Source organism: Roseivivax marinus (genome assembly GCF_900109705.1).
In the GTDB taxonomy this organism is placed as follows: Bacteria; Pseudomonadota; Alphaproteobacteria; order Rhodobacterales; family Rhodobacteraceae; genus Roseivivax; species Roseivivax marinus.
Window position 1 is genome coordinate 18,712 of the sequence record NZ_FOAI01000021.1, and the last position, 23,322, is coordinate 42,033.

Genomic DNA, 23,322 nt, shown 5'->3' on the forward strand with positions numbered 1-23,322 from the left:
GAAACAGGAAAGGCGGCGCCGGGGGGCGCCGCCTTTTTCGTGCCGGCCGTCCGCGATGGACCGGATCAGCCCTTTTTCTTCTTCGGCGGCATGAGGTCGGTAATCGTGCCCTCGAACATCTCGGCCGCGAAGTTCACCGTCTCCGACAGCGTCGGGTGCGGGTGGATGGTGTGGCCGAGATCGACCGCGTCCGCCCCCATCTCGATCGCCAGCGCCACTTCCGAGATCAGGTCGCCCGCGTTGGTGCCCACGATCGCGGCCCCGACGACGCGCTGATCCTCGGGATCGAACAGCAGCTTGGTCATGCCCTCGCTGCGGCCGTTCGACAGCGACCGGCCCGAGGCGGCCCAGGGGAACACGCCCTTCTCGACCTTGATGCCCTTCTCCTTGGCCTGCGCCTCGGTCAGGCCGCACCACGCGACTTCGGGGTCGGTGTAGGCCACGGAGGGAATCACCCGCGCGTCGAAGGCGCGCTTCTCGCCCGAGGCGACCTCGGCCGCGACCTTGCCCTCATGCACCGCCTTGTGCGCCAGCATCGGCTGGCCGACCACGTCGCCGATGGCGAAGATGTGGGACTGACCGGTGCGCTGGAACTCGTCCACGGCGATGAAGCCGCGCTCGTCCACCGCGACGCCCGCCTTGTCGGCATCGATGATCTTGCCGTTGGGCTTGCGGCCGACGGCGACCAGCACCTTGTCGAAGCGATCGTCGAAGGTCTCGCCCTTCTCGTCCTCGAAGGTGACCTTGAGACCGGACTTCTGCGCCTCCATCCCCGTGACCTTGGTCTTGAGGTGGATGTTCTCGTAGCGGCCCTTGATGCGCTGCATCAGCGGCTTCACGAGGTCCTTGTCCGCGCCGGGAATGATCTGGTCCATCAGCTCGACCACGGTGACCTTGGAGCCAAGCGCGTCGTAGACGCAGGCCATCTCGAGACCGATGATCCCGCCGCCCAGAACGAGCATCCGCTTCGGGATGTCCTTGAGCTCGAGCGCACCGGTCGAATCGATCACACGCTCGTCGTCGTGGGGGATAAACGGCAGCTCCACCGGCTCGGAGCCGGCGGCGATGATGCACTGGTCGAAGCTGACCTTGGTGGTGCCGTCGTCGCCCTCGACCGCGATCATGTTGGGACCGGTGAACTTGCCCAGCCCGCGCACGACCTTGACCTTGCGCTGCTTGGCCAGACCGTCGAGGCCGCCGGTCAGCTTGCCGACGACGCCGTCCTTGAAGCCGCGCAACTCGTCGAGGTCGATCTTGGGCTTGCCGAAGCTGACGCCGTGGCCGCCCATCTCGTCGGCCTCGGTAATGACCTTGGCCACGTGAAGCAGCGCCTTGGAGGGGATGCAGCCCACGTTCAGGCATACGCCGCCGAGCGACGGATACCGCTCGATCAGGACGACATCCATGCCGAGGTCGGCCGCGCGGAACGCCGCCGAATAGCCGCCGGGGCCCGAGCCGAGCACGACCAGCTGGCCGTGAACGTCGCCCTTGCCCTGATCGCCACCTGCGGGCTCCACCTTTTCGGGCGCGCCCTTGGTGTCCGACCCGCGGTCGCCGTAACCGCCGCCCTGCTGGCCGCCCTGGCCCTTGGGCTCCTCGGCCTTGTCGGCGCCGCCATCGTCCTCGTCGCCGCCCGCGTCCTCATCGGATGCTTCGAGCACGAGGATCACGTCACCTTCGGTAACCTTGTCGCCTTCCTTCACCTTGATCTCGGTGACCTTGCCCGCGTGGGACGAAGGCACCTCCATCGTGGCCTTGTCCGACTCCAGCTCGACGAGCGGGTCTTCCTTCTCGATCGTGTCGCCGACGCTCACCAGCACGGTGATGACGGGCACGTCGGAAAAGTCGCCAATATCGGGGACTTTCACTTCCATGTCGGTCACCTCAGAGCATCAGCCGGCGCGGATCGGCCAGCAGGTATTTCAGATGGGCGCAGAATCGCGCGGCCAGCGCGCCGTCGATCGCCCGGTGGTCGTAGGACAGGCTCATCGGCAGCATGTTGCGGGGCACGAACTGTTCGCCGTCCCAGACCGGCGCCATCTTCGACCGCGTGAGGCCGAGGATCGCCACCTCGGGCGCATTGACGATAGGGGTGAACGACGTTCCGCCGATCCCGCCCAGCGACGAGATGGTGAAGGTCGCGCCCTTCATGTCATCGCCCTTGAGCTTGCCTTCGCGCGCCGCGGCCGAGAGGTTCATCAGGTCCTTCGAAATGTCGACGATACCCTTGCGGTCCGCGTCCTTGATGACCGGCACCATCAGACCATTCGGCGTGTCCGCCGCGAAGCCGATGTTGAAGAAGTCCTTCTTGATCAGCTTGTCGCCATCGGGATGGATAGAGCTGTTGAACTCCCAGTGCTTCTTGAGCGCCGAGACCGACGCCTTGACGATGAAGGACAGCAGCGTGACGCGGTAGCCTTCCTCCTTCGCCTGCGTGTCCAGCTCCTTGCGGTACTTGTCGAGGTCGGTGATGTCCGCGTCTTCGTTGTGCGTGACGTGCGGGATGTTGAGCCACGAGCGGTGCAGCGCGGGGCCGGAGATCTTCTTGATCCGGCTCATCTCGACATCTTCGGTGGGACCGAACTTGGAGAAGTCGACCGGCGGGATCGGCGGGATGCCCATGCCGCCCTGAGCGGCCGCGCCGCCGCCCGCCGCCGCGGCGGGAGCCGCCGACTTGAGCGCTTTCTCCACGTCCTCGCGCAGGATCCGGCCCTTGCGGCCCGTTCCGTTCACGGTGCTCAGATCGATGTCCACCCGGCGCGCGAAGGCGCGCACGGAGGGCGAGGCATGGACCTTGCCGAACCCCTGATCGGTCACGGCACCCGCGGCGCCACCCGGACGCGGACCAGAGCTGCTCTGCTGCTCCGAACCGCCGCCCGACGACGCACCGCCACCGGACTGCGCCTTGGGCGCCTCCTCGGTCTTCGGCTTCTCTTCCTTGGGCGCGTCCTCGGCGGCCTTGTCGCCGCCTGAGGCATCGTCCGAGCCGCTTTCCTCGATCACGAGGATCACGTCACCCTCTGTGACGGAGTCGCCTTCGCCGACCTTGATCTCCTTCACCGTGCCGGCGTGCGACGAGGGAACCTCCATCGTCGCCTTGTCCGACTCCAGCTCGATCAGCGGGTCTTCCTTCTCGATGGTGTCACCCACGCTCACCAGCACCGAGATCACCGGCACATCGGAGAAATCACCGATGTCGGGCACTTTCACTTCAGTCGTCATGTCTTTTTCTCACTCCCTCGGGTGCCGTCAGCTGAGGCGCGGGTTGGGCTTGCCGCCGTCGATGTCGTATTTCTTGAGCGCCGCCTCGACGTCTTTCTTGTCGATGGCGCCCTCACGCCAGAGGTCGACCATAGCCGCCGCTGCGATGTGGTTGGCGTCCACCTCGAAGAAGCGGCGCAGGTTCTCGCGGCTGTCCGAGCGGCCGAAGCCGTCGGTGCCGAGCACCGTGTAGCGCTGCGGGACGAACGCCCGGATCTGGTCGGCGAAGCTCTTGATGTAGTCGGTCGCCGCAATGACCGGCCCCTTCACGCCATCGAGCTGCTGCGTGACGTAGGGCACGCGCTCTTCGCTCATCGGGTTCAGGCGGTTGTGGCGCAGGCAGTCCTGGCCGTCGCGGGCCAGCTCGTTGAAGCTGGTGGCCGACCAGATGTCGGACGTGACGCCGAAGTCTTCCTTCAACATCTCCGCCGCGCGGATCGCCTGGATCAGGATCGTGCCCGACCCCATCAGGTTCACGTGCTTCTTGCCCGGACGAGACGTCTTCTTCATCCGGTAGAGGCCCTTGATGATCCCCTCCTCGGCGCCCGTAGGCATCTCGGGGTGATGATAGTTCTCGTTCATCAGGGTCAGGTAGAAGTACACGTCCTCCTGATCGACGAACATGCGCTGCAGGCCGTTCTGGACGATCACCGCGACCTCGTAGCTGAAGGTCGGGTCGTAGCTGACGCAGTTCGGGATCGTGCCGGCCATGATGTGGCTGTGGCCGTCCTCGTGCTGCAGGCCTTCGCCGTTCAACGTTGTCCGCCCGGCGGTGCCGCCCAGCAGGAAGCCGCGCGCCCGGCTGTCACCGGCGGCCCAGGCGAAGTCGCCGATCCGCTGGAAACCGAACATCGAGTAGAAGATGTAGAACGGGATCATCGGGACGCCGTGCGTGGAATACGCGGTGGCGGCGGCGATCCAGTCGGCCATCGAGCCGGCCTCGTTGATGCCTTCCTGAAGCACCTGGCCGTCCTTCGACTCCTTGTAGTAGGCCATCTGGTCGGCGTCCTGGGGCGTGTAGTTCTGCCCCAGCGGGTTGTAGATGCCGACCGAGCGGAACAGGCCCTCCATGCCGAAGGTGCGGCTTTCGTCCGGCACGATCGGCACGACGTTCTTGCCGATCTTCTTGTCGCGCAGCAGCGTCGTGAGAATCCGCACGAACGCCATCGTCGACGAGAATTCGCGGTCGCCGGACGACTGAAGCTCCTTCTTGAACTTGTCGAGGCCGGGAATTTCCATCTTCTCGACGTCCGAGTGACGGATCGGGAAGCTGCCGCCCAGTTCCTTGCGGCGCTCGCTCAGGTAGGACTTCTGCGCGTTGTTGAGCGTGACGAACGGCACCTTCTCGAGGTCCTCGTCCTCGATCGGGATGCGGAACCGGTCGCGCATCGCCTTGAGCTGGTCGACCTGCATCTTCTTGGACTGGTGGGCGATGTTCTGGCCCTCGCCGGCCGTGCCCATGCCGTAGCCCTTCACCGTCTTGACCAGCAGGCAGGACGGCTGACCGTTGGCCTGAGAGGCGCGCAAGTAGGCGTTGTAGACCTTCTTGGGATCGTGCCCGCCACGGCGGAGCGCCCAGATCTCGTCGTCGGTCCAGTCCTTCACCAGCTCGGCGGTCTCGGGATACTTGCCGAAGAAATGCTCGCGGATGTAGGCGCCGTCCTTCGACTTGAAGGTCTGGTAGTCGCCGTCGATGGTCTCGTCCATCAGCTGGCGCAGCTTGCCCGAAGTATCACGCTCGAGCAGGTCGTCCCAGCCACGGCCCCAGAGCAGCTTGATGACGTCCCAGCCGGCGCCGCGGAACGAGCCCTCGAGCTCCTGCACGATCTTGGAGTTGCCTCGCACCGGGCCGTCGAGGCGCTGAAGGTTGCAGTTGATGACGAAGATCAGGTTGTCGAGCCCTTCGCGCGCGGCGATGGAGATGGCACCGAGGCTTTCGGGCTCGTCCATCTCGCCGTCGCCGAGGAAGGCCCAGACCTTGCGGTCCGACTTCTCGATCAGGCCGCGGTTCTCCATGTATTTCATGAAGCGCGCCTGGTAGACCGCCATCATCGGGCCGAGGCCCATCGAGACGGTCGGGAACTGCCAGTAGTCCGGCATCAGCCACGGGTGCGGGTAGGAGGACAGACCCTTGCCGTCGACCTCGTGGCGGAAGCTGGCGAGGTCCTCTTCGGACAGCCGGCCTTCCATGAACGAGCGCGCGTAGATGCCGGGGATCACGTGCCCCTGGAAGAACACCAGGTCGCCACCGTGCATGGTCGAGCGGGCGCGCCAGAAGTGGTTCAAGCCCACGTCGTAGAGGGCCGCCGAGGACGCGAACGACGCGATGTGGCCGCCGATGCCGTCGGTGGACTTGTTCGCACGCACCACGGTTGCCATCGCGTTCCAGCGATTGATGGTGCGGATGCGCCATTCCATCTCGTTGTCGCCGGGCAGATCGACCTCGTCATCGGGCGAGATCGTGTTCTGGTAGGGCGTCGTGGCCGAGAACGGCAACTTTGCGCCGGCAGCGCGCGCCCGCTGCACCGCCTTGTCGAGCAGGAAGTGCGCGCGGTCGGCACCGTCGCGCATGATGACGTCCTCGACGGCGTCCTGCCATTCCTGGGATTCGACCGGATCGATGTCGTTCGGCGTGTCTTTCATGAGCGATATCCTTCGCGACCGGTAACTGGCGCTGACTTCTGTTTAACGGTGAACATTTATTCGACCACCCCTCCCACGGGTCCGCGTGCCCGGCCAAGCCGGCCGGCACTCTCCTCAATGAACAATGGGATAGCAGGCAAGGACCCGGGGATACACCACGCGCGGCGAATATCAGTCCTGCGGTCGCCGCATGACGGATAGTTCAGCGTTAAACATGTATCTAGCCGGATCGTGTCCACGGCATCCTCCCTCGGTGCGGTCCGGCCCGCCTCTCGTGGGCGGGTCACGGTCCGTCCGGCGCCGGCGGTGCGGCCGAACGCCACGTCAGAATGCGTCAGCTAGACCGCTCCGGCAAAGAGGAAATGCCTGAAAGATCGGGTGTGCGCCCCTGCGCCGGTCAGGAGGACGTGTCCTGGATCAGCTCGCGGGCCTGAAGATTGCGCGGCTCGCCTTCCACATGGCTCACCTGATCGAGGCTCTCGTTCGGCGCCACGACACTCAGGCTCTCGAACTTTCGGGCCGAGGGCAGAACCCGCCCCTCGAGCGAGCCGACCGACTTGTTGTAAGACTCGACAGAGGCACGAAGGCTGCGGCCGACCTTGTCGAGATGGCCGGCAAAAGTGCCGAGCCGCTCGTAAATCTCGCGCGCCACGCGTTGAACCTCGGCGGCGTTCTCGGCCATCTTTTCCTGCTGCCAGCCGTAGGCGATGGCCTTGATCAACGCCATCAGAGTGGTCGGCGTGGCGATCAGCACGCGCTTCTCGAAGCCGAACTCCAGAAGACCCGGATCTGCTTCGCAGGCCGCCGACACGAAGGTCTCGCCGGGGATGAACATGACGACGAAGTCGGGCGTCGAATCGAGCTGGTCCTGGTAGGCCTTCGATGCCAGCCCCTTGATGTGCTCGCGCACTTGCCGGGCGTGCCGGGTGATGTGGGTCTCGCGCAGCTCGGGCGTCTCGGCCTCGAGCGCGTCGAGATAGGCGTCGAGCGGGGTCTTGGCATCGACGATGATGCTCTTGCCGCCCGGAATACGGACCTGCGCGTCGGGACGCCGCCGCCCGTCATCCGTCTCCATCGAGGATTCGGAGAGGAAGTCGACCTCCTCGGTCATGCCGGCCATCTCGAACACCTGGCGGAGCTGCATTTCGCCCCAGCGGCCCCGCGTCTTGGGCGCGCGTAGCGCCTGCACCAGCTTGCGGGTCTCGGCGTTCAGGGTGGTCTGGCCCAGCGTCAGCTGCTCGACCTGAGTGCGGATCGCGCCGTAGGCCTCGTTGCGGGCCTTCTCGATCTCGCCCATGCGCTCGTCGAACCTGGACAGCCGGTCCTGCAGCGGCTTCACGAGATTGCCGATCGCCTCCTGTCGCGTGGACAGTTCCTTGTCGGCGGATTCCTTGTGCTTCTCGAATCGCTCGCTCACCAGATTGAGGAAGCGCTTTGAATTGTCCTCGAGCACCGATCCGGCAAGGGTCGAGAATTTCTCTTCCAGCTGTTTCCGGATATCGCGCAATTCGGCGAGCTTTTCCTCGTTCGACTGTTTCAGCGCCGCCATTTCCGTTTCGAGCCGCGCGTTGATTTCCTGCGCCTCGTAACGAGCGCTCCTCTCGCGGCTTAGCGCCTGCTCGACCTCGGGCAGACGTTCGGCGCGGGTTGTCGCGGCGGAAAGCTGCGTGGCAAGGTCCGAGCGCTGCGCGCGTTCCTCGGCCAGCGCGGCCCGTTCCGCCTCAAGGCTGCGCGACAGGTCCGCGGTCTCGCGCCGTGTCGCGGCCAGGCGCCCGCGCAGGACGATGGCCACCACTGCGAGAACCAGGGCCAAAGCCGCGGCCCCCAGAACGACCGGCCAGGCCGGCCCCAACGTATCGAGCAGGAATTCCATTTACTGACTTTCCGAATATATACTTGCCTTCAGGCGCATTGGACGAGCCGCTGCGAATTCCGTCAAGTGCGGCCGAACAGACGCTCTATGTCCGACAGCTTCAATTCGACGTAGGTGGGCCGACCGTGGTTGCACTGACCGGAATGGGGCGTGGCCTCCATTTCCCGCAGCAGCGCATTCATCTCATCCGCGTGCATCCTCCGGCCCGACCGGACCGAGCCGTGGCAGGCCACCCGGCTGAGGATCGCCTCCACCTTGTCCTGCACCAGCGACGACGCGCCGCCGTCGGCCAGTTCGTCGAGGATGTCGCGCAAGAGCGCCTCGGCATTCACCTCGCCGAGGATCGCCGGCGTTTCGCGCACGGCCACCGCACCGCCGCCGAAGGGCTCCACGGTCAGGCCCATCCGGGCGAGGTCGTCGGCCGCTTCGAGGATCAGGGCGGCGTCGCCTTCGGAAAGCTCGACGATCTCGGGGATCAGCAGCGCCTGCGCGGGCACGCCGCGTTCGGCCATCTGGCGCTTGAGCTTCTCGTAGACCAGCCGCTCGTGCGCGGCGTGCTGATCGACGATCACGAGGCCATCGGCGGTCTGCGCGAGGATGTAGTTTTCGTGCACTTGGCCGCGGGCCGCACCGAGCGGCAGCGCCGCGGGCGGCGTTTCGGGCTCGGGCGTCTCGACCACGGGTTCGGGGTCGGGCTCCACGGTGCGCGCGCTCCACGCCGTCTCCATCTCGGCAAAGCCCGGCGCCTGCGCCGCGTAGGACGCGGCACGCGCCGCCGGTGAGGGTCGGCGGTCCATCTGGTAGATGCGCGGCGCGCCCGTCGCGGTCGGTCCGGGCTCGGGCCGCATGGCGCCCAGCGTCGCCCCCGCAACGGTCGTGGAGGCGCGATGCCCGGCCTCGGCCAGTGCGTGGCGCAGGGCGGTGACGATCAGGCCGCGCACGACGCCGGGCTCGCGGAACCGCACCTCGGATTTCGCCGGGTGCACGTTCACGTCCACGGCGCGCGGGTCGCAGTCTACGAACAGCGCCACCGCCGGGTGCCGGTCCTTGGACAGGAAATCCTGGTAGGCCCCGCGCAGCGCCCCCAGCAGCGTTCGGTCCTTCACCGGGCGACCGTTGACGAAGAGATGCTGCGCCACCGCCGAGCCGCGCGAATAGGTCGGTAGCCCGGCAAGACCGCTGAGGCGGATGCCCTCGCGCGTGGCGTCGATGCTGACCGCGTTGGTGGTGAACTCGGTGCCCATGACCTGCCCCAGCCGCCCCCGCAGGGCGTCGAACAGGTCCCCGGTGACGGGGTCGGCGCGGAAGGTCACGCGGCCTTCGCCACCGCCCGAGACGTCGCGGAGCGTGAAGCCCACGCTTGGTTCGGCCATGGCGAGACGGCGAAGGGTCTCGCCCACCGCCTGGCTCTCGGCGCGGTCGGTGCGCAGGAACTTGAGCCGCGCCGGCGTGGCATAGAACAGGTCCGCGAGCGTGACGGTGGTGCCCCGGTCGCGGGCGCAAGGGCGGGGCGCCGAGGCCACGCCGCCCGAGACACGGACCTCGCAGGCCTCGGCCCCGTCGGCGCGCGACTGCACGGTCAGACGGCCCACGGCGCCGAGCGAGGGCAGCGCCTCGCCCCGGAACCCGAAGGTGTGGATGTTCAGCAGGTCCGAACCGTCGATCTTCGACGTGGCGTGCCGGGACAGGGCCAGCGGAAGATCCTCGGGCGTCATCCCGCAGCCGTCGTCGATCACGCGGATCAGCGTCTTGCCGCCATCGGCGATCTCGACGGTGATGCGGCGCGCACCGGCGTCGATGGCATTCTCCACCAGCTCCTTCACCGCGGAGGCCGGGCGCTCCACCACCTCGCCCGCGGCGATGCGGTTGATCGCGGCGTCGTCGAGTTGGCGGATGACCGGGCGGTCCGCGTGGATATTGGGGCTGTGGGTATTCATGCCACTAAACCTAGCAGCCGCGCGCCGAGTCGGGCAATGGGGTTCACCGGGTCACAAGGCGGAAAAGGCTGGGGTCGGGTCTTGAAAAGGCTGGGGTCGGGTCTTGGAGGTTCGCGCGGCCCGACACATCGCTGCGCGCTTGTTAGAGCGCGAACCGGGGTGGCTGCAAGGTGTCGTTTTCGCTCACAGCCGTGACGCCCCCGGCACCCAACCTCAGGCACGGTCGGCCCGCGCGGACAGCGACCTAGCCGCCCGTCGCCGCGGCGAACCAGTCGCGGATGGCGGCGCGGTCGTCCTCCGATACCGAGGTCACGTTGCCCGGCGGCATGGCGTGGCTCAGTCCGGCCTGAAGGTAGATGCCGCGGGCATGGGCCGCGATGTCGGCCTCGGCCTCGAGCTTCACGCCCTTCGGCGGCCAGAGCACACCGGACCAGACAGGCTCGGCCGCGTGGCACATGGAGCACCGCGACATGACGATGTCGGCAACCTGCGTGTAGCCCTCGGCCTCGGTGAAGCGCGCGGCCTTGGCGGCGACCTCCTCGGGGCTGTCGCGGAACATCGGCGCGGTCGAGAGCCACATGATCAGCAGGAACAGGATCGCCGTCGCGGCCCAGGTCCACGTCGGCTTGCCCTTCCGGGCATGCATCGAGTTGAAGTAGTGCCGGATCGTCACGCCCATCAGGAACACGAGCGATGCAATCACCCAGTTCCACTGGCTCGCGAAGGCCAGCGGGTAGTGGTTCGACAGCATCAGGAAGATCACCGGCAGCGTCAGGTAGTTGTTGTGGGTCGAGCGCTGCTTGGCGATCTTGCCGTATTTCGGATCCGGCGTCCGCCCGGCCTTGAGGTCCGCCACGACGATCTTCTGGTTGGGGATGATGATGTGGGCGACGTTGCCGGTCATGATCGTCGCGGTGAACGCGCCGAGGTGCAGCAGCGCCGCGCGCCCCGAGAACACCTGCGTGTAGAACCACGCCATCGCCACCAGGACGCCGAACAGCAGGACCATCAGGCCGGTGGTGTGCTGTCCGAGCGGTGATTTGCAGAGCTGGTCGTAGACGATCCATCCAACGACCAGAGAGGCCGCCGAGATGCCGATGGCCTGCCAGACCGCGAGGTCCAGCGTCACCGGGTCGATCAGGTAGAACTCCGCCCCGAACCAGTACACGATCACCAGAAGGGCCGCACCCGAGAGCCACGTCCAGTAGCTCTCCCATTTGAACCAGGTCAGGTGTTCGGGCATCGCCGCAGGTGCCACCAGATACTTCTGGATGTGGTAGAAACCGCCGCCGTGGACCTGCCACTCCTCGCCGTCCGCGCCGGTCTCGAACTCGCGATCGCGGCGCAGGCCGAGGTCCAGCGCGATGAAATAGAAGGACGAGCCGATCCACGCGATCGCCGTGATGACGTGCAGCCAGCGCACCGCGAATTCCGCCCATGCGCCCATCGCCGCCAAGTCGTACATGCCCGTTCCTCCGAAAGTGCCGATCCGCCCGGACGCTATACGCCCCGGCGGGGCGCTGTTAAGGCTGGGCTTCGCGAGACAGTTTCAAATCAGACCGAACGGTCGCCCCAGCGAAATCGGCCATGGCTTACCTGACGAACCTGCGGATGTTCGTGCGTGTCTACGAATTGGGCAGCATGAGCGCCGCCGCCCGAGACCAACGTTGCTCGCCCGCCGTGGCGTCGGCCCGCATCGCCGAACTGGAACGGCACCTGGGCCTGCGCCTGTTCAACCGCACCACCCGGACGCTGCGCCCCACCGAGGCGGGCCGCACGTTCTACGATGGCGCGCGCGAGGTTCTGGAGGCCGTCAGCGCTGCCGAGGCACGCGTGCGCGAGGATGCCGACGCGCTGCGCGGCACGGTTTTCGCCGCGGCGCCGCTGGGGCTCGGGCGACGCGTGGTGGCACCGGCCATCCCCGCCTTTCGCGCCGAGTTTCCCGACGTGCACGTGCGCCTGCGCCTGACCGACCGGGTGGTGGACATGGCGACCGAGGGCCTCGATCTCGCGCTGCATCTCGGCCCTCTTGCGGACAGTGACCTGAAAGTGCGCGCCATCGCCGACTGCCCGCGCAGCCTCGTGGCCGCACCGGACTACGTGGCGCGGCACGGGATGCCCGCGGACGGCGAGGCGCTGGTGCGCGATGGCCACGACTGCCTGATGCTGCGCTTCCCCGGCGCGCAGGAGTTCCGCTGGACCCTTCGCACGCCGAACGGTCCCCGCGCCTTCGCCGTGCAGGGCCCGGTCGAGAGCGACGACGGCGACGTGCTGACCGGCTGGGCGCTCGACGGTCTCGGGGTCGCGCTCAAGCCGGATTTCGAGGTGGCGGATCATCTGGCTGCCGGCCGTCTGGTGCGGGTGGCCGAGGCGACGCCGCCGGACCCGGTGCCGCTGGCCTGCCTCAGCCCGGCGCGGGCCAGCGCCGATCCCCGCGTCCACGTCTTCGCCGAACGGATGATCGCCGCCTGCCGCGCCGGCGTGGCGGTGGGCGCCCCCTCCTGAGGTCTGCCGCGGGGCGAGTGGCGGGGGGAACCACGGACCGCCCCCGAGGCTTTCTTCCCAGTTCGGACAAACCGGAAAGGGCCGAAAGAATGCAGACCGAAGACCTCAACGGCGCCACCTTCGAACGCTGGGATACAGAGGAAGTGCGCGCGGGGCTCGACGCGGGCGAGATCGTCCTCATCGACGTTCGCACCCCGCTCGAATACGGGTTGGAGCACATCCCCGGCGCGCTGAACTTCCCGATGGCGTTCTTCGATCCCAAGGCGCTACCGACGCAGGACGGCAAGCGGCTGGTTCTGCATTGCGGCGCGGGACTGCGCTCGGAACGGATGGCGAAGTGGGCGGCCGAGGCCGGCTTCGACCGGATCGCACATCTCGAGGGCGGCTTCGCCGCTTGGAAGGAAGCCAAGCTGCCTTACCGCGCCACCGAGATGAGCACCGGCGCCCCCAAGATGGTCACGCCGGAAAAGTGAACCCGGCAGACCGGCCCGGCGGTGCTCAGCCCGCCGGGTTCGGCACCTCGCGGCCCGCGAAAAAGGCGTCGAGATTGTCGGCGACCATGTGCCCCATCGCCTCGCGCGTCTCGAGCGTGGCCGAGCCGAGATGCGGCAACAGCACCACGTTTTCCATCCGCGTCAGGGCCTCGGGCACGCTTGGCTCTCCGTCATAGACGTCAAGGCCCGCGCCCGCGATGGTTCCGGCCTCCAGTGCCGCGATCAACGCGTTCTGGTCGACCACGTCGCCGCGGGCGGTGTTGATGAGCATTCCGGACGCGCCCAGCTTTTCGAACTGCGCCGCGCCGATCGTCTTGGCGTTGGCGCCCCCACCGGGAATGTGCAGAGAGGCCACGTCAGCCGCTGCCATCACGTCGTCGATCGTGTCGAGCCGCTCGGCCTCCAGCCCCTTCAGCGCGGCGGGGTCCACCTCGCTGCGATTGTAGTAGACTACCTTCATGCCGAAGCCGCCCTGCGCGCGCCGTGCCGTGGCGATGCCGATCCGGCCCATGCCGACGATGCCCAGCGTCTTGCCCGACAATTTGGTGCCGATCAGGTGCGTCGGGCGCCAGCCGGACCAGTCGCCCCGGCGCAGCTCGCGCTCGCCCTCGCCGGCACGCCGGGCGAGCATCAGCATCAGCGTCAGCGCCAGATCGGCGGTGCAGTCGGTCAGGCAGCCGGGCGTGTTGGTCACCGTCAGCCCCGCGGCCCGAGCGGCATCGAGGTCGATGTGGTTCACGCCGACGCCGTAATTGCCGAGGATCCGCGTCCGCATCTTGCCGTCGAACAAAGCGGCGGGCAGCGAATCCGACACCGTCGGACAGACGGCGTCGTAGTCACCCAGTGCCGCGCCGATCTGCTCGGCGGTCATCGGCGTGTCGTCAGTGTTGAGCGTCACGTCGTAGTCGCGCGACAGGCGGTCCTCGACCGCCTGCGGCCACCTCCGCGTGAGGAGGATCTTCGGTTGTGCCATGTCTTACGCTGCGGCCTTCTTGCCCGAGAGCACGGCCTCCACGGTCTCACCGAAGGAGGCGGGGTTCGGGATGATGGTATGTCCCGCCTCGCGGATGATTTCCACCTTCTCCTGCGCGCTTTCGCCGAACGCCTGCACGATGGCGCCCGCATGACCCATCTTCTTTCCCTTGGGCGCCGACAGGCCCGCGACATAGGCCATGAGCGGTTTCTTCATGTGCGACCGCGCCCATTCCGCCGCCTCGGCCTCTTGCGGGCCGCCGATCTCGCCGATCATCACGACGGCATCGGTGTCGGGATCTTCCTCGAAGAGCTGCAGGATGTCCTTGAAGGACGAGCCGTTGATCGGGTCGCCGCCAATGCCGACGCTGGTCGAGATGCCGATCCCGTGCGCCTGCATCTGGCTCGCCGCCTCGTAGCCCAGCGTGCCCGACCGGCCCACCACACCCACGCGCCCCGGCGTGTAGATGTGACCCGGCATGATCCCCAGCATCGCCTTGCCCGGAGAGATCGTGCCGGCGCAATTCGGCCCCGTCAGGCGCATCTTCAGGTCTGCCTTGTAGCGGCGCATGTAGCGCTTCACGCGCATCATGTCCTGGGCCGGGATACCGTCGGTGATGCAGGTGCAGTACTTGATGCCCGCATCGGCGGCTTCCATGATCGCGTCGGCCGCGAAGGGCGGCGGCACGAAGATGATGGAAGCTTCGGCGCCGGTTTCCTGCACCGCACCCTTCACCGTGTTGAACACCGGGCGGCCAAGGTGCGTCTGCCCGCCCTTGCCTGGCGTGGTGCCGCCCACGACGTTGGTGCCGTAGTCGATCATCTCGCCGGCATGGAAATTGCCGATCCGTCCTGTGAAGCCCTGGATCAGGACAGGCGTGGTTTCGTCGATCAGGATTGCCATGTCGGTTCCTCCCCTTACGCGGCTTCGCTGGCGGACTTGCCGCCCTTCCAGGCCGCGACCGCCTTTTCAGCCGCGTCCTTGAGCGTGTCGGCCACGATGACCGACGGTGCCTTCTCGGCGAGGATGCGGCGCCCCTCCTCGACCTTGGTGCCCGACAGCCGGACCACCAGCGGCACCGGCACGCCGACTTCGTCGAGCGCCTTGGCGACACCTTCGGCCACCCAGTCGCAGCGGTTGATGCCGGCAAAGATGTTGACCAGAACGACCTCGACCTTCTTGTCCTGAAGCACCGCACGGAAGGACTTGGCCACCCGCTCGGGGCTTGCGCCGCCGCCGATGTCGAGGAAGTTCGCGGGCTCGCCGCCGGCGATCTTGATCATGTCGAGCGTGGCCATCGCGAGACCCGCGCCGTTGATGATGCAGCCGATATTGCCCTCGAGTCCGACGTAGCTCAGGCCGCGATCCGACGCGAAGGTTTCGCGCGGGTCCTCCTGGCTCTTGTCGCGCAACTCGCTGATCTCGGGCCGCCTGAACAGAGCGTTCTCGTCGAACGACATCTTGCAGTCCAGCGCGTAGATCTCGTCGTGCGAGACGACCAGCGGATTGATCTCGAGCATCGAGGCGTCGTAGTCGCGAAACACCCGGTAGCAGCCCATGATCGCCTGCACCGCCTTTCCGATCAGCGCCCCGTCGAGCCCGAGCCCGAAGGCCAACTCGCGCGCCTGGAAGTCGAGCATCCCCACGCCCGGGTCCACGACCTGACGCACGATGCTGTCAGGCTCCTTCTCGGAGATTTCCTCGATCTCCATGCCGCCCTGACCGGAGGCGACGATCATGATCCGCTCTTCCTTCCGGTCCAGCACGAAGCCGAGGTAGATCTCGCGGTCGATCTGAACCGTCTCCTCGATGTAGAGACGGCCCACCATCTTGCCACGCTCGCCGGTCTGGTGCGTGACGAGCCGCGCGCCCAGAAGCTTCTCGGCGGCGTCCTCGACCTCTTTCTCGGACTTGCAGAGGATGATGCCGCCGGCCTTGCCGCGGGCGCCCGAGTGGATCTGCGCCTTCACCACCCAGGATTCGCCGCCGATCTCGGAGGCGCGGTAGGCCGCCTGTTCGGGGCTGTAGGCCAGCCCGCCGCGCGGCAGGCGGATGCCCTGCTTCGCCAGCAGTTCCTTGGCCTGATACTCGTGGATATCCATCGTCTTTCCTCCCTTTCGCGGGGTTCAGGCGGCGCGGGCGCGCAGGGTCTCCTGCACGGCCAGCACGTTCTTCGCCATCTTCTCGGACGCGGCGTCGATCATCTTGCCGTCGAGGCTGGCCGCGCCCTTGCCCTGGGCAGCGGCCTCCTCGAGAGCCTTGAGGATCTTCTCGGCGCGCTCGACCTCGGCGTCGGTGGGCGAATACTCATCGTTTGCCAGCTCGATCTGGCTCGGGTGGATCGCCCACTTGCCCTCGATGCCCAGCGCAGCGCCACGCTTGCAGGCATCCCGAAAGCCGTCGGGATCGCTGAAGTCGCCGAAGGGTCCATCGATGGGACGAATGCCGTAAGCGCGACAGGCGGTGGTCATCCGGCTGAGCGCCGCGTGCCACTGGTCGCCCGGGTAGTTCGGGTTCAGGCCACCGATGTTGACCGTGCGCGCCTTGTGGAACGCCGCGTAGTCGGCCACCCCGAAATGCATTGCCTCGAGCCGCGAGGGCGCGGCGGCGATCGCCTCGACATTGGCCATGCCGAGCGGTGTCTCGATCAGCGCCTCGATACCCACCTGCCGGTCGTAGCCCATGGCCATTTCGATCTGGTTGAGCATCGCCTCGACCATGTAGACGTCCTGCGGCAGCCCGACCTTGGGGATCAGCACCACGTCGAGGAACTGCCCGGCCTGCTCCATCACGTCGACCACGTCACGGTACATGTAATGGGTGTCGAGGCCGTTGATCCGGACGCTGGTGACCTTGTTCTTGCCGCGCCAGTCGATCTCGTTGAGCGCCTGAATCGCGTTCTTGCGCGCCTGCTCCTTGTCGTTCGGCGCGACGGCGTCCTCAAGGTCGAGGAACACCACGTCCGCTGCGCTGTCAGCAGCCTTCCGCACCATCTCCATGTTCGAGGCCGGGACCGCCAGCGTGGATCTCTGAAGGCGGTTGGTGCGCATTCCGTGAACTGTGTGGGACATCTGCGATTACTCCGCGGCCATAGTCTGCGCGCGCGCCGCGGCGCCGGTGAAGTGCGCGACCGCCGCGCCGGTGCCCGAGCCCGGCTTCACGTCGAAGCCCGCGTCGATCATCGCCATCTCGGCCACGCCGAGCGCGGTCATCACCATGCCCTCGTTGAGCCAGCCCAGGTGGCCGATGCGGAAGACCTTGCCCATCACCTTGTCGAGTCCGGTGCCGAGCGAGGTGTTGTAGCGGCTGTAGGCCGTCGAGATCACGTCGCGGGCGTCCTTGTCCTCGGGCACGACGATGGCCGACACGGTGTCGGACCACAGCTCGGGCCGCTTGGCGCAGAGCTTGAGGCCCCAGGCATCGACCGCGGCCCGGACCCCCGAGGCGAGGTGCCGGTGCCGGGCCCAGACATTCTCGAGCCCCTCGTCGAGCAGCATGTCGCAGGACACGTCGAGCCCGCGAAGGATTTGCGTCGCGGGCGTGTAGGGGAAATAGCCGTTGTCGTTGTGCTTCATCTGGTCCTCGAACGAGAAGAAGCAGCGGCCGAACTCCGCGGTCTTGTGCGCCTCGAGCGCCCATTTGCTGACCGACAGGATGCCGAGGCCCGCAGGCAGCATGAAGCCCTTTTGGGAGCCCGACACCGCGCAATCGACGCCCCAGGCATCCTGGTCGAACTCGATCGAGCCCACCGAGGACACGCCGTCGACCATGAGAAGCGCGGGGTGGTTCGCGTCGTCGAGCGCGCGGCGCACGCCCGCGATATCCGAGGTCACGCCGGTGGCGGTCTCGTTGTGGGTGGCGAAGACAGCCTTGTAATCGTGCGTCTTGTCGGCCTTCAGCCGCTCGGCATACTTTTCGACCGGGACGCCCTCGCCCCACTCGCAATCGATGACATCCACGTCGAGGCCCATGCGGATCGCCATGTCGGCCCAGAGATTCGAGAACTGGCCGAAACGGCTCATCAGGACCTTGTCGCCTGGCGACAGCGTATTCTGGATCGCCGCCTCCCAGGCGCCTGTGCCCGAGGAGGGGTAGAGGAACACCCGGCCCGAGGTGTTGCGGAAGACCTTCTGCACCTTCTCGAAGATCGGCTTCGTCAGTTCGGGGAAGTCCGGCGCGCGCATGTCCTGCATCGCGACGTTCATGGCCATGCGGACGCGCTCGGGCACGTTCGTGGGGCCGGGAATGCAAAGGTGGGTGTATCCGGGCATGTCGCGCTCCTCCCTTGGGCGTGATGCATCGTGTCTCTGTCCTGGTCAGGATGCGCGCGGGCGGCCCGCGCTCCCACACACCGACGGATAGGATTCGCGCGCCCGGGGGTGGGGGGCGCCTACCCGTTGAGGGGCGCCCGGCCTCTGCCTTGCAGCCGCCCGGGCCCATCCCCATAGAGATGCTGCAACCGCAAAAGTTTCAGGACAGGACCATGACGGCCCGACAGCGCCTCGCCGCCCTTCTCGACCGCCCGGTAACCCGCAACGCGATCACGGCCGTGATCCTGTTCAACGCCGTGATCCTGGGGTTCGAGACCTCGGACGCGGTGATGGCCGCCGCCGGCCCGCTGATCGTCACGCTGGATTGGCTGTGCCTCGCCGTCTTCGTTCTCGAGATCGTGGCCAAGATCGTGGCACGCGGCCCGGCCTTCTTCCGCTCGGGGTGGAACGTGTTCGACTTCGCCGTGGTCGCGGTGGCGCTGGTGCCGGACGTGCACGGGCTGTCGGTGCTGCGCGCGCTGCGGATCCTGAGGCTGCTGCGCCTGATCTCGGTCGCGCCGACCCTGCGCCGCGTGGTCGAGGGCCTGATCGCGGCGCTTCCGGGGATGGCCTCGGTCTTCCTGCTGATGGCGCTGATCTTCTACATCGCCTCGGTCATGGCGACGACGCTCTTCGGCGAGAGCTTTCCCGAGTGGTTCGGCTCGATCGCGGTGTCGGCCTACTCGCTGTTCCAGATCATGACGCTTGAAAGCTGGTCCATGGGCATCGTGCGCCCGGTGATGGAGGTCTACCCCTTCGCCTGGCTGTTCTTCGTGCCGTTCATCCTGGTGACCACCTTTGCCGTGGTGAACCTCGTCGTGGGCCTGATCGTGAACTCCATGCAGGAGGCGCATTCCGAGGAATCGGAGGCCGCGACCACGGATTACCGCGACGAGGTGCTGCGCCGCCTCGAGGCGATCGAGCGCCGGCTGCCCGAACGGGACTGACCGGGCCGCGTCGGTCCGTGCGAAGCGCTGGCACCGGCGGACGGACGCCTCCGGCGGGAGTATTTGGAACGAGAAGAAGGTGGCGCGTCGCGCGATATGCCGGAACTTCGGGCGGGACGTCGGGCGTCGACTGCCCTTGACTGGAAGTAGCGCGATGGCATCGGCTGGTCAGCGGGCCGCGTTCGGGAGCATGGGGGCGGACGATCCCGTCCTCAGCCCTCGACTTCGCGCGAGTAGATCGCGACTGCCATGGCCCGATTCCGCACGCCGAGCTTCTCGTAGAGGTTCTTGAGGTGATATTTCACCGTGTTCTCCGAGATACCGGTGCGGTTGGCGATCTGCTGGTTGGTCCAGCCCCGCGCCAGCACGTCGAGCAGCTCGCGCTCGCGCACGGTCAGGCTTGCCAGCGGCGTGTCGTTGATCGCGGTCACGTCGATGAAGGGCACGCAGATGCGGCCATTGGCGACCGCGTGCAGCGTGTCGAAAAGCACCGAGGGATCGTCGAACTGGTAGCAGTAACCCTGCGCGCCCAGCCGCACCGCCTGCCGCACCGTGCCGAGATCGCGGGTGTTGGAGAACACCGTCACCGGCTCGGTCCGGCCCGCCGCGCGCCAGGCGCGCAGAATCTCGGCGGCGCCGATATCGGTCGTCTGCCACGCCACCACGGCCACGTCGAAACTGCCGCGCGGGGCCTCGAGAAGCGCCGCGCCGGATTCGCAGGACGCCGAGAGCTCGAAGCGCGGATCGCCCGCGAAGCAGACGCCGAGCGCCGAGACGACGAGCGGGTTGGGCTCCACGAGATGCACGCGCACGGGATGCGCGCCCGCGACGTCCGCGGGCGGCACGGCCTCTGCCGGCAGCGTCCTGGGCGTCATGTTCATCGCGGTCTCCTCCGTCCCGTCATCGTCATCCGTCATGTCCGTTCAGTGCGGCGTCAGCCGTCGCCGCGTCCCTCCCCCGGTCGCCGCTCCACGCGCCTCGACGCCCGCGAAACGGCGGGCGGTCCACCAAAGGTTGCGGGCCGGGGTCACGAAGTCACGGTATTCTTGGGTATTCTTCCGCCGCGGCGCGGCATTCGGGGGCCCGACTGCCGGAACGGGTAGGCGCCCTGCCCCCGAGGGGATGGAAAGTGACGCCCGACCCGGCGAAGTGCCGTCTGAAGCGTTGTCCGCGGCCGACATTCCATGCTTCATGCGGCCAAAACCTGCGCGGGAGGACCACATGGCACCGAAATCCGACATCGAAATCGCCCGCGCGGCGCAGAAACGGCCGATCCAGGAGATCGGCGAGGCCCTGGGCATCGGGTCCGAGCACCTGCTGCCCTACGGCCACGACAAGGCGAAGGTCAGCCAGCATTTCATCGACGGGCTGGCCGACCGGCCCGACGGCAAGCTGATCCTGGTGACCGCGATCAACCCCACACCCGCGGGCGAGGGCAAGACCACCACGACGGTGGGCCTCGGTGACGGTCTGAACGCGATCGGGAGGAAGGCCGCGATCTGTATCCGCGAAGCCTCGCTCGGTCCTAACTTCGGAATGAAGGGCGGCGCGGCGGGCGGCGGCTACGCACAGGTCGTGCCGATGGAGGACATGAACCTCCATTTCACCGGGGACTTCCACGCGATCACCAGCGCCCACAACCTGCTGTCGGCGATGATCGACAACCACGTCTACTGGGGCAACGAGCAGGAGATCGACACCCGCCGGGTCACCTGGCGCCGCGTGCTCGACATGAACGACCGGGCGCTGCGGCAGGTGACCACGTCGCTCGGCGGCGTCGCCAACGGCTTCCCGCGCGAGACCGGCTTCGACATCACCGTCGCCTCCGAAGTCATGGCGATCCTCTGCCTCGCGTCCGATTTGTCGGACCTCCAGGACCGGTTGGGGGCCATGATCGTCGCCTACCGCCGCGACAAGACGCCGGTCTACGCCCGGGACATCAAGGCCGACGGCGCGATGACGGTGCTCTTGCGCGACGCGATGCAGCCGAACCTCGTGCAGACGCTCGAGAACAATCCGGCCTTCGTGCACGGCGGGCCGTTCGCCAACATCGCGCATGGCTGCAACTCGGTGATCGCCACGAAGACGGCGCTGAAGCTGGCCGACTACGTGGTAACGGAGGCGGGCTTCGGTGCGGATCTCGGCGCCGAGAAGTTCATGAACATCAAGTGCCGCAAGGCCGGCCTCGCCCCCGACTGCGTGGTGCTGGTGGCCACGGTGCGCGCCATGAAGATGAACGGCGGGGTGGCCAAGGCCGATCTCGGAACCGAGAACGTGGACGCGGTGAAGGCCGGCTGCGCCAATCTCGGGCGGCACATCGAGAACGTGACCGGCTTCGGCGTGCCGGTGGTCGTGGGCATAAATCACTTCGCCGGCGACACCGACGCGGAGGTGCAGGCGGTGAAGGACTACGTGGCCGGCCAGGGCGCGGAGGCGATCCTCTGCAAGCACTGGGCCGACGGTTCGAAGGGCATGACCGAGATGGCGACCCGCGTGGCCGAGATCGCCGATGGGGGCAGCGCGAACTTCTCGACGCTCTACCCCGACGACATGGGGCTGATGGAGAAGATCGAGACGGTTGCACAGAAGATCTACCGCGCCGGATCGGTCAGCGCCGACAGCAAGGTGCGCAAGCAGCTCGCCGAGTGGGAGGAACAGGGCCACGGCGCCCTGCCCGTCTGCATGGCCAAGACGCAGTATTCGTTCTCGACCGACCCGACGCAGCGCGGTGCGCCCGAGGGCTTCGACCTGCCGGTGCGCGAGGTCCGGCTCTCGGCCGGCGCGGGCTTTGTCGTTGCGATCTGCGGAGAGATCATGACCATGCCCGGCCTGCCCCGCCAGCCCGCTGCCGAGAGCATCCGCATCGGGCCGGACGGCGAGGTCGAGGGGCTGTTCTGAAGCCCCGCTCCCGACACACGCCGCCCCGTCCGGCGGCCCCGCGCGTCCGTCCTGCGGCGGGCGCGCAGACACTTCGCAACATCGAACAGGAGACGCCATGAGCGCGGACATCATCGACGGCAAGGCCTTCGCGGCCGAGGTGCGGACCCGCGTGGCGGAGCATGTCCGCCGCCTGACAGACGAGCACGGCATCGTTCCCGGCCTTGCCGTCGTGCTGGTGGGCGAGGACCCGGCCAGCCAGGTCTACGTGCGATCCAAGAACAAGCAGACCGTCGAGGCGGGGATGAACTCCTACGAGCACAAGCTGCCCGCCGACACGTCCGAGACCGATCTGCTGGCGCTGATTCGGCAACTGAACGAGGACCCCGCGGTGCACGGCATCCTCGTGCAGCTGCCCCTGCCCGATCACATGAACTCGGACATCGTGATCAACGCGATCTCGCCGGCCAAGGACGTGGACGGCTTCCACATCTCCAACGTGGGCCTTCTGGGTACCGGGCAGAAGAGCATGGTGCCCTGCACGCCGCTCGGCTGCCTGATGCTGCTGCGCGACCGCCTGGGGTCGCTGTCTGGGCTGAACGCGGTCGTACTGGGCCGGTCGAACATCGTCGGCAAGCCCATGGCGCAGCTGTTGCTGGGCGACAGCTGCACCGTGACCATCGCGCATTCCCGCACCAAGGACGTGGAGGCGGTATGCCGTGGCGCCGACATCCTCGTGGCCGCGGTGGGCCGACCGCAGATGGTGACGAAGGACTGGGTCAAGCCGGGCGCGACGGTAATCGACGTGGGCATCAACCGGATCGACGCGGGCGAGGGCAAGACCCGGCTCGTGGGCGATTGCGACTTCGACAGCTGCGCGGAGGTCGCGGGTGCGATCACGCCGGTGCCGGGCGGAGTCGGACCGATGACGATCGCGTGCCTGCTGGCGAACACCGTGACGGCGTGCTGCCGGGCGAACGGGTTGGCCGAGCCGGACGACCTGACCGCCTGATCCGTAGCTTCGGGAAAACGAAAAACGCCCTCCGACGCGGGTCGGAGGGCGTTTTTTAATGGTGCTCGGGCCGGGCGCGGGCGGCGTGGCCCGCTTGGGGAGTTGGAGGGCCGAGAGGTCACCGCTCCGCGCCCGTGCCGTCGCTTGCACCGCCCCGGGAGGAGCGGGGCGGTGTGTCTCACGATTCCGGATAGATCGGGAAGCGGGCGAGCATCTCCGCGACCTCGGCGCGGACCTTGGCCTCGACGTCCGCGGTGTCGTCGGGGTTGGCCGCCAGCGCGTCCACGATCTCGACGATCCAGTCGGCGACCTGGCGGAACTCGGCCTCGCCGAAGCCGCGGGTCGTGCCGGCCGGCGTGCCGAGACGGATGCCGGAAGTCACCGTGGGCTTCTCCGGGTCGAACGGCACGCCGTTCTTGTTGCAGGTGATGTGCGCGCGGCCCAGGGCGGCCTCGGTCGCGTTGCCCTTCACGCCCTTGGGACGCAGGTC

General features: G+C 67.3%; 17 protein-coding genes and 1 pseudogene. 5 read left to right on the top strand and 13 right to left on the bottom strand.

Annotated elements, in window-relative coordinates:
- Positions 1-65: 65 nt before the first annotated feature.
- The 6 genes from lpdA to BMX29_RS17995 form a co-directional block, all read right to left on the bottom strand.
- The gene (gene lpdA, locus BMX29_RS17970) at positions 66-1,874 is read right to left on the bottom strand and encodes a dihydrolipoyl dehydrogenase (protein WP_112324821.1); all 1,809 of its coding nucleotides are present in this window, start codon (positions 1,872-1,874) and stop codon (positions 66-68) included.
- Between the two features lie 10 nt (positions 1,875-1,884).
- Entirely contained in the window at positions 1,885-3,222 is a 1,338-nt protein-coding gene (gene aceF, locus BMX29_RS17975; protein WP_043847089.1) for a dihydrolipoyllysine-residue acetyltransferase, read from the bottom strand.
- A 27-nt stretch (positions 3,223-3,249) separates the two neighbouring features.
- Positions 3,250-5,904, bottom strand: a complete 2,655-nt coding sequence (gene aceE / locus BMX29_RS17980; protein WP_043847091.1) for a pyruvate dehydrogenase (acetyl-transferring), homodimeric type — start codon at positions 5,902-5,904, stop codon at positions 3,250-3,252.
- Between the two features lie 397 nt (positions 5,905-6,301).
- On the bottom strand, positions 6,302-7,777 hold the full coding sequence (locus tag BMX29_RS17985; protein WP_092815656.1) for a DNA recombination protein RmuC: 1,476 nt from the start codon (positions 7,775-7,777) through the stop codon (positions 6,302-6,304).
- Positions 7,778-7,839: 62 nt separating this feature from the next.
- Positions 7,840-9,714: a DNA mismatch repair endonuclease MutL gene (mutL, locus tag BMX29_RS17990; protein WP_092815659.1), complete on the bottom strand. Its 1,875-nt coding sequence runs from the start codon at positions 9,712-9,714 to the stop codon at positions 7,840-7,842.
- Positions 9,715-9,958: 244 nt separating this feature from the next.
- A complete protein-coding gene (locus tag BMX29_RS17995; RefSeq protein WP_092815662.1) occupies positions 9,959-11,179 on the bottom strand; it encodes a urate hydroxylase PuuD in 1,221 nt (406 codons plus the stop codon).
- Positions 11,180-11,301: 122 nt separating this feature from the next.
- Here BMX29_RS17995 and BMX29_RS18000 point away from each other — a divergent pair, with 122 nt between their 5' ends.
- Positions 11,302-12,219: a LysR family transcriptional regulator gene (locus BMX29_RS18000; RefSeq protein ID WP_092815664.1), complete on the top strand. Its 918-nt coding sequence runs from the start codon at positions 11,302-11,304 to the stop codon at positions 12,217-12,219.
- An 89-nt stretch (positions 12,220-12,308) separates the two neighbouring features.
- Positions 12,309-12,692, top strand: coding sequence for a rhodanese-like domain-containing protein (locus BMX29_RS18005; RefSeq protein WP_043847098.1), 384 nt, complete (start codon positions 12,309-12,311; stop codon positions 12,690-12,692).
- Positions 12,693-12,717: 25 nt separating this feature from the next.
- Here BMX29_RS18005 and BMX29_RS18010 read toward each other — a convergent pair whose 3' ends face one another.
- From BMX29_RS18010 to BMX29_RS18030, 5 genes are read right to left on the bottom strand one after another with little or no spacing between them, the layout of a single operon-like run.
- Complete coding sequence (locus BMX29_RS18010; RefSeq protein WP_092815667.1) at positions 12,718-13,686, bottom strand: 2-hydroxyacid dehydrogenase; 969 nt, start codon at positions 13,684-13,686, stop codon at positions 12,718-12,720.
- A 3-nt stretch (positions 13,687-13,689) separates the two neighbouring features.
- Positions 13,690-14,589 (bottom strand): succinate--CoA ligase subunit alpha, encoded by a 900-nt coding sequence (gene sucD / locus BMX29_RS18015; protein WP_043847100.1) that lies wholly within the window; start codon positions 14,587-14,589, stop codon positions 13,690-13,692.
- Between the two features lie 14 nt (positions 14,590-14,603).
- Positions 14,604-15,788 (bottom strand): malate--CoA ligase subunit beta, encoded by a 1,185-nt coding sequence (locus tag BMX29_RS18020; protein ID WP_092815670.1) that lies wholly within the window; start codon positions 15,786-15,788, stop codon positions 14,604-14,606.
- Positions 15,789-15,812: 24 nt separating this feature from the next.
- Positions 15,813-16,757 carry an HpcH/HpaI aldolase/citrate lyase family protein gene (locus BMX29_RS18025; RefSeq protein WP_043847103.1) on the bottom strand — a complete coding sequence of 315 codons (945 nt, stop codon included), beginning with the start codon at positions 16,755-16,757 and terminating at the stop codon, positions 15,813-15,815.
- Between the two features lie 6 nt (positions 16,758-16,763).
- Positions 16,764-17,957 carry a pyridoxal-phosphate-dependent aminotransferase family protein gene (locus BMX29_RS18030; protein WP_092815673.1) on the bottom strand — a complete coding sequence of 398 codons (1,194 nt, stop codon included), beginning with the start codon at positions 17,955-17,957 and terminating at the stop codon, positions 16,764-16,766.
- Positions 17,958-18,169: 212 nt separating this feature from the next.
- On the opposite strand from BMX29_RS18030, the gene BMX29_RS18035 reads away from it, so the two are divergent.
- Positions 18,170-18,943 carry an ion transporter gene (locus BMX29_RS18035; RefSeq protein WP_092815676.1) on the top strand — a complete coding sequence of 258 codons (774 nt, stop codon included), beginning with the start codon at positions 18,170-18,172 and terminating at the stop codon, positions 18,941-18,943.
- 212 nt (positions 18,944-19,155) lie between these two features.
- Here the strand turns inward: BMX29_RS18035 and BMX29_RS18040 are convergent, their stop codons facing one another.
- The gene (locus BMX29_RS18040; RefSeq protein WP_217644404.1) at positions 19,156-19,824 is read right to left on the bottom strand and encodes a response regulator transcription factor; all 669 of its coding nucleotides are present in this window, start codon (positions 19,822-19,824) and stop codon (positions 19,156-19,158) included.
- A gap of 340 nt (positions 19,825-20,164) precedes the next feature.
- Between BMX29_RS18040 and BMX29_RS18045 the strand changes: the two genes are divergently transcribed.
- Both BMX29_RS18045 and folD read left to right on the top strand, forming a co-directional pair.
- Positions 20,165-21,841 carry a formate--tetrahydrofolate ligase gene (locus tag BMX29_RS18045; protein WP_092815679.1) on the top strand — a complete coding sequence of 559 codons (1,677 nt, stop codon included), beginning with the start codon at positions 20,165-20,167 and terminating at the stop codon, positions 21,839-21,841.
- 97 nt (positions 21,842-21,938) lie between these two features.
- Positions 21,939-22,832 carry a bifunctional methylenetetrahydrofolate dehydrogenase/methenyltetrahydrofolate cyclohydrolase FolD gene (gene folD, locus BMX29_RS18050; RefSeq protein WP_043847109.1) on the top strand — a complete coding sequence of 298 codons (894 nt, stop codon included), beginning with the start codon at positions 21,939-21,941 and terminating at the stop codon, positions 22,830-22,832.
- Between the two features lie 178 nt (positions 22,833-23,010).
- On the opposite strand, the pseudogene glyA reads toward folD, so the two are convergent.
- Positions 23,011-23,322 (bottom strand): annotated as a pseudogene (gene glyA / locus BMX29_RS18055) (serine hydroxymethyltransferase); the annotation flags it as partial.